This window comes from Arthrobacter sp. SPT-J7 (genome assembly GCF_059089965.1).
The window spans coordinates 1-6981 of the sequence record NZ_JBNHFF010000178.1; the positions used below are offsets into that span (position 1 = coordinate 1).

The following is a 6981-nucleotide window of genomic DNA, read 5'->3' on the forward strand; positions in this document are numbered from 1 at the left end:
CGGACTGGAGATGTCTACAGGTGGCAGCCTCGGCCGTCGCGGCAAGGAAAAGGCCAGCGCCAATGCCGGCCGTTAATGAGATGACCCGGCCCGTCGTTGCCGGACTTCCGCTACAGATGGCCGGCCAGTGCCCTTTCTACCGGGCAGGTGGGCCACACCGGCGGCAACAGGACGTGCACCGGGCCAAGAGGATCCAAGTCCGCTGTCAATGCATGGAACGGGAGAGCATCTGCTGCCAGCGATGGAAGCTGGAGGTTGGCAAGCGAGCCCGGTTCAATGTGCAGGGCGCGGCGTAGATCGAGGCTCAGTTCCAGGTTCCGGTTCAGGGAGCGGCCCCTGGCCAAGATCTTCAGCAGGGCAGCGGTGGCTGGGACGGTCAGGCATCCGTGCAGTTCGATAACCGCGCTGCGCATCTCCACGTCCACCCGGAGGACGGGTCGTAATTTGTGGGCCATGGTTCAACTTCGTAAGGGAGGGTGGCTCCGGCCGCTGCATAACCGTGGAGTTTTAGATTCAGGACGGAAAGCTCGTCAGCTGTTCTCGGGCAGGACAGACCTTGATGGGCTGCACTGATCGCTGATCAACCCGGTGGCGGCGCATTCGCGCACATCCCGAATGCCCTGAACGGCGGATTCCTTGTTTGGGTACGGTCCGGATACCGCTACGACTGTCCCATCGTGAGACTTGAGCCTGAACGCATAAGAAGCGTGCTCGTCAGTAAAGAGTTCGAATTTTCCGGTCATGGTTTACCCCTATACCCCCGGGGTTACTGACCTCGGGATTGTTCACCAAATGAAGACGCATCGTTGCGCCTCGGCCCCCCAGCCGCCCGATGTTTATACCCTAGGAGAGGAAACGCTTACTAGCGAGTAGGGGTGGCTGATGCGAGAATTTGCGCTCCAGCCCGGTGAGGGGAAGCGCTTCAGCGCAGAATCTCGACGAGCGCAACCCACGAGAAAATAACTGCGCCGATCAGTGCCACAATCGTCGCTAGGGCCACTACGAGCAAACCTGCAGGCATGGACAGCAGGAGCAGCACGGCCCCGGCGGCGTAGATGACGAGCGGGAACACGAATGACACGATGTGCTGGGTGTCCCAATGGCGGGGACGTCCAGGAGTGTCGTCCCGAAGAATCGCCCGGGCGGCGAGGGCTGCGATGACCCCTCCGGCCAGGGTTCCAGCCAGGACTTCGATTCCGAACACCCATAGCGGCTGGTCCGGGATGAGGGCCGCGCACGCCAGGATCACGCCGAGGATCAGGGCGGAGATGGCGGCCCCTGCGCGGGCGGCAAGGCCTTGTGATTCCGCGATCTGTTTGATGTTGACCGACAACGCCACGATGAGCAGCCCGCCGAGCGCTGCTCCGGCCCCGGCGATGGCCACGTTGAAGTCACCCCACGAGGAGAGTGCCGCTTCCATCGGATCAGCGTAGCGACAGCTTCTTCGCCAGCGGAAGGCCCACTTCACATGCCCGGGGAGTTTGTGGCTTACCAACAGGGCGGTGGTGCTCCTTTGGTATGCCTAGTCAGCGCGCAGGACGTACTCCGCATCGAATGTTTCTGCCGCGTACTTGACCTCGACAATTTCGAAGCCAGCGCGTTCTATCATGGGCTCAAGAAGCCAGCGGAAGGTCGAATGCTCGTCCCTTGCATGCTCTTCGAACTCAGCACGGCTCCACTCACCATCGACGCTTGCACCTCCTTGGGAGCACCATGCCTCGATTCGTCCCGTGGCCTCCGCGGGGTTGAAGTCGTAGACAACGTCCCACAAGCGGCAGATACCACCGGAGGACAGTAGTTTTCGCATCCGGTCCAGCGCGATCGCTTTCCAGAAATCGGGGAGGTGGTGCAGCGCGTAGCGGGAGTAGACGAAGTCAGCCTGGCCTTCACGGTGGGTATAACTGAGAAAACCGGCGTTCACCAACGTCACGTTGGTCAGATCCTGGTCCAACAGCTTCTTTTCCAGATAGGCGAGCATTGGTGGGGAAACGTCGACAGCGACTACGCGGGCGCACGCTCGCGCCGCCTCGACGGTGAACTGTCCTGTGCCTGCCCCAAATTCAATAACGGTGGACTGGGAGTTGAGACCGTACCTTCTCAGAATTGAGAGTTCAGACTGGGCGCTGGAGTCCATTTTCCCGTCGTAGCGGGCGACATGCTCCATGTCCAAGTTTTCTCGTCCCGCGAGAGCGACTTCATTGGGATACCAGCTGGGAGAGGTCATAACGGCCAGCATCTCATGGCACGCAGCACCTGTTCTTCGTGTCCTCCCATCCGCCGGACGTAAACTGACCTTCGCACCACGTCCCATGAGCCTTCGGGCCAGTGCCGAGGACCAGGAGCCGCCCATGCTCTGGAAGCTGCTTGTTGAATACCTGCGGCCGCACCGCACGCTGCTGGCCGCCGTCGTGGTTTTCCAGCTGGCGCAGTCCATCGCGTCCCTGTACCTGCCCACCCTGAATGCGGACATCATCGACGAGGGCGTGGCCAAGGCGAACATCGGCTACATCCTGAGCCTGGGCGGCGTGATGCTGGCGATCACGCTGCTGCAGATTGTGTGCGCAGTCATCGCGGTCTACTTCGCGGCGAAGGCGGCGATGGGCGTGGGCCGGGACCTGCGCGGCGCCATTTTCAAACGCGTGGGGGAGTTCTCCGAGCAGGAGGTCACCAGGTTCGGCGCACCAAGCCTGATCACAAGATCCACGAACGACGTCCAGCAGGTCCAGCAGTTGGTCCTGATGTCCGCCACCATGCTGGTCACCGCGCCCATGCTCAGCATCGGCGGGGTGATCATGGCGGTGCGGCAGGACGTGCAGCTGTCCTGGCTGATAGCCGTGGCCGTCCCGGTGCTGCTGGTCGCCGTCGGCCTGATCACCGTCCGGATGGTGCCGCTGTTCCGCAAGATGCAGAAGCGGATCGACACCGTGAACCGCGTTCTCCGCGAGCAGCTTACGGGCATTCGCGTGGTGCGCGCCTTCGTCCGCGAGGATATCGAGACCGAGCGCTTCGCCCGCGCCAACGAGGACGTCACGGACACCGCCCTGCGCGCCGGCCGGTTGATGGCGCTCGCCTTCCCGATGGTGATGCTGGTGCTGAACGTCTCGTCCGTGGCTGTCATCTGGTTCGGCGCGTTCCGGATCCAGGACGGCTCCATGCAGGTGGGCACGCTCATCGCGTTCCTGAGCTACCTGATCCAGATTCTGATGTCCGTCATGATGGCCACGTTCATGGCCGTGATGATCCCGCGCGCTGCCGTCTCCGGGGACCGGATTGGCGAGGTGCTGCGGACCGAGTCGAGCGTCCGGCCGCCAAAGAATCCCGTGAGCAGCGATGTGTCTTCCGACGGGCGGCGCCGCGGCGAATTGGAGATGCGCGACGTCGGCTTCGCCTACCCGGGTGCCGACCAGCCGGTCCTCTCCGGAATCAGCTTCACCGCCAGGGCAGGGCAGACGACGGCGATCATCGGCAGCACCGGTGCTGGCAAGACCACCCTGGTGAACCTCATGCCCCGGCTGTTCGACGCCACGAGCGGGGCAGTAAGGATGGACGGCGTGGACGTGCGCGAGCTGCACCCGGACCTGCTCTGGGGGCACATCGGCCTGGTCCCGCAGCGGCCCTACCTGTTCAGCGGCACCGTGCGCAGCAACCTGCTCTACGGCAAGCCGGACGCCACCGAGGACGAGCTCTGGGAAGCGCTCCGCATCGCCCAGGCCCAGGACTTCGTGGAGCGGATGGACGAAGGCCTGGACGCGCCCATCAGCCAGGGGGGCACCAACGTCTCCGGCGGGCAGCGGCAGCGGCTGGCCATCGCCCGGGCCCTGGTGAAGCGGCCCGAGCTGTACGTCTTCGACGACTCGTTTTCCTCGCTGGACACCGGCACCGACGCCCGCCTCCGCCAGGCCCTCAAGCGCAGCACGGCCGGCGCCACGCTGGTGATCATCGCCCAGCGCGTCTCCAGCATCGTGGACGCGGACCAGATCCTGGTGCTCGACGACGGCAGGATCGTGGGGCGCGGAACGCACCGTGAGCTGCTGGAAACCTCGGAGACGTACCGCGAGATTGTCTCCTCCCAGCTGGCGGCGGAGGAGACGGTATGAACCCCCGGCCCTCATCCGGAACCAGCGCCGGAACTAAACCCGCCTCCACAACCGGAAGCGCCGACGTCGTACGCATCCCCCGCCCGGCAGGCGGACCGGGAAGGGGCGGACCGTTCGCGGGGATGAACGTCCCGGCGGAGAAGCCGATGAACTTCTGGCCGTCCGCCAAACGGCTGCTGGGAAAGCTGCAGCCGGAAGGGGCGTGGCTGCTGCTGGTGTTCGCGACGGCGGTGGCCGGGGTGGCGCTCTCGGTGATCGGGCCGCGGCTGCTGGGGGAGGGCACCAACCTGATCTTCGCCGGGGTGGTGTCGCGGGACCTGCCGGCCGGGACCACCAAGGAGCAGGTGATTGCGCAGCTGCGGGCGGCGGGGGAGAACCAGCAGGCGGACATGCTGACACCCATGGCGCTGACGCCCGGGCAGGGGATCGACTTCGCCGCGCTGGGGAATGTGCTGACGTGGGCGCTGGTGCTGTATGTGCTGTCGTCGGCGTTTATGTGGGTGCAGGCGTATGTGCTGAACGGGGTGGTGCAGCGGACGGTGTTCGGGCTGCGCGGGGAGATCGAGGCGAAGATCCACCGGCTGCCGCTGCGGTACTTCGACTCGATCCAGCGCGGTGAGCTGTTGAGCCGGGTGACCAACGACGTGGACAACATTTCCCAGAGCCTGCAGCAGACCATCAGCCAGGCGGTCACGTCCGTGCTGACGGTGCTGGGCGTGCTGGTGATGATGTTTATCCTCTCGCCCACGCTGGCGCTGATCGCGCTGGTGACCATTCCGCTGACGCTGGGGATCACGGCGCTGATTGCCAAGCGCTCGCAGAAGCTGTTTGTGGCGCAGTGGAAGAACACGGGGGAGCTGAACGGGCAGATCGAGGAGACGTACACCGGGCATGCGCTGGTGAAGGTGTTCGGCCGGCAGCGCGAGGTGGAGGAGCGGTTCCGGCAGAAGAACGCAGAGCTGTATGACGCCAGTTTCGGAGCGCAGTTCATTTCCGGGCTGATCATGCCGGCCATGACGTTCATCGGGAACCTGGTGTACGTGGGGATCGCGGTGGTGGGCGGGCTGCAGGTGGCGTCCGGGGCCATGCAGCTGGGCGACGTGCAGGCGTTCATCCAGTACTCGCGGCAGTTCACCATGCCGCTGGCGCAGCTGGGGTCCATGGCCAACCTGCTGCAGTCCGGGGTGGCCTCGGCCGAGCGGGTGTTCTCGCTGCTGGATGAGGACGAGGAATCTGTTGAGCCTCCCGCTTCTGCTGAGCCGGTGTTTGGGCGGGGGCGGCTGGTGTTCGAGGACGTGTCGTTCTCGTATTCGCCGGAGAAGCCGCTGATCTCCGGACTTTCCCTGGTGGCCGAGCCGGGGCAGACGGTGGCGATTGTGGGGCCCACCGGGGCGGGGAAGACCACGCTGGTGAACCTGATGATGCGGTTCTACGAGCTGGACGCCGGGCGGATAACGCTCGACGGCGTGGACGTCACCTCCGTGCCGCGGCGCGAGCTGCGCTCGCGGCTGGGGATGGTGCTGCAGGATACGTGGCTGTTCGGCGGGACCATCCGGGACAACATTGCGTACGGGCGGCCTTCGGCTTCTGAAGCTGAAATTTTGGAGGCGGCGCGGGCGACGTATGTGGACCGGTTCGTGCGGTCACTGCCCGATGGGTACGACACCGTGCTGGACGACGAGGGCGCCAACGTGTCCGCGGGGGAGAAGCAGCTGCTGACGATTGCGCGGGCGTTCCTTGCCCGGCCTTCGGTGCTGATTCTGGACGAGGCGACGTCTTCGGTTGACACCCGGACCGAGGTGCTGGTGCAGAAGGCGATGAGTGCGCTGCGGTCCGACCGGACTTCCTTTGTCATCGCGCACCGCCTGTCCACCATCCGCGACGCCGACCTCATCCTGGTGATGGAGGCCGGCCAGATCGTGGAGCAGGGGACGCACGCTTCACTTGGCCGCCGGCGGGGCTTATGCGCGGCTGTACGAGGCGCAGTTCGCGGCTCCAGTGGCGGAGGTTTAGGCGTAATTCCCTTAAACCAGCGGCCAGGGCACCGCCGACATCTCACCGGTCGGAGCCGGAAAACCGCCCTGGCAAGCGCAATCGGGCACAGCGCGAGGCGAGCGAAACGATTTCTTCGGCGCAGAGGAAGTCCGCTAGGTTCGGCCCAGCACACCGTCCAGTCCTTCGCTGACACAATCGATGCTGTCGCGTTCCTCGGTGGTCAGAGCGACTCCCAGCCATTCCCCCACAGCACCGTGCGCAGTGGTCACGGTGAAAGGTGAGCCCATGGTCCACACCGTGCCGGTGTGCGACCGGCAGGGCAAGCACGTGGTCGCCTTTGCGGTCGGCGTTATTGACGACCAAGTCGAACACCTCCACGCGTCTGAGCGCTGGCCAGTCTTCGTGGACGAGGGCGAGCATCCGTCCGTTCTCATCTCCTCCCTCGAGTACTTAGTGCCAGCCCGTCTCCGGCACGTGGTTCGTCGCGACCAGGTTCACGGCGTTTTTGGCGGGATCTACTCCTTCCGGAGCTGCACCATTTCTTCACCCAGCGGACTATCGCGCAGCCGGATTTGGGCCGTCTCCCATCATGTGCCCGAGGATGTCGCTCACGACGTGGATCGGGATCTTGGGGTTCGCGAACCAGGGTCTGCACAGGATCGAACTCCACTTCAATGAGCAGCAGACCGAGCGTCCGCGGCATGACGGATCACTTCCTTGTGAGCGGGGCTGATATCTCTTCGCGACGTCGTAGGTCATCGCCTCGCCGGCGGCGGCTAACCCACAGGGCGGCACTAGTTGATGACGACTTGGCAGTCACCGCCCTCGTGCGCCACAGTTGTCGGATGGACATCCCGACCCGCGACCCGGCGATCATCTGCGACGTCGA

Annotated in this window: 5 protein-coding genes and 2 pseudogenes; 2 read left to right on the plus strand and 5 right to left on the minus strand. The window is 64.6% G+C overall.

Annotation, left to right across the window (positions count from 1 at the left end; genetic code table 11):
* Positions 1-110 precede the first annotated feature (110 nt).
* The 4 genes from AC5RWX_RS28475 to AC5RWX_RS28490 all read right to left on the minus strand — a co-directional run bounded on the left by AC5RWX_RS28475 (position 111) and on the right by AC5RWX_RS28490 (position 2224).
* Positions 111-455 carry a hypothetical protein gene (locus AC5RWX_RS28475; RefSeq protein WP_309072610.1) on the minus strand — a complete coding sequence of 115 codons (345 nt, stop codon included), beginning with the start codon at positions 453-455 and terminating at the stop codon, positions 111-113.
* 75 nt (positions 456-530) lie between these two features.
* Positions 531-743, minus strand: coding sequence for a YegP family protein (locus tag AC5RWX_RS28480; protein ID WP_309072609.1), 213 nt, complete (start codon positions 741-743; stop codon positions 531-533).
* Positions 744-922: 179 nt separating this feature from the next.
* Complete coding sequence (locus AC5RWX_RS28485; RefSeq protein WP_494099603.1) at positions 923-1420, minus strand: hypothetical protein; 498 nt, start codon at positions 1418-1420, stop codon at positions 923-925.
* A 102-nt stretch (positions 1421-1522) separates the two neighbouring features.
* A complete protein-coding gene (locus tag AC5RWX_RS28490; RefSeq protein WP_494099604.1) occupies positions 1523-2224 on the minus strand; it encodes a class I SAM-dependent methyltransferase in 702 nt (233 codons plus the stop codon).
* Positions 2225-2348: 124 nt separating this feature from the next.
* Between AC5RWX_RS28490 and AC5RWX_RS28495 the strand changes: the two genes are divergently transcribed.
* Together AC5RWX_RS28495 and AC5RWX_RS28500 are read left to right on the plus strand one after the other, a co-directional pair.
* The gene (locus AC5RWX_RS28495) at positions 2349-4097 is read left to right on the plus strand and encodes an ABC transporter ATP-binding protein (protein WP_494099605.1); all 1749 of its coding nucleotides are present in this window, start codon (positions 2349-2351) and stop codon (positions 4095-4097) included.
* Positions 4094-6110, plus strand: a pseudogene (locus tag AC5RWX_RS28500) (ABC transporter ATP-binding protein). Before AC5RWX_RS28495 ends, AC5RWX_RS28500 begins: the two are co-directional and overlap by 4 nt.
* Positions 6111-6121: 11 nt before the next feature.
* On the opposite strand, the pseudogene AC5RWX_RS28505 reads toward AC5RWX_RS28500, so the two are convergent.
* Positions 6122-6658 (minus strand): annotated as a pseudogene (locus tag AC5RWX_RS28505) (SCO1664 family protein); the annotation flags it as partial.
* Between the last annotated feature and the right edge of the window lie 323 nt (positions 6659-6981).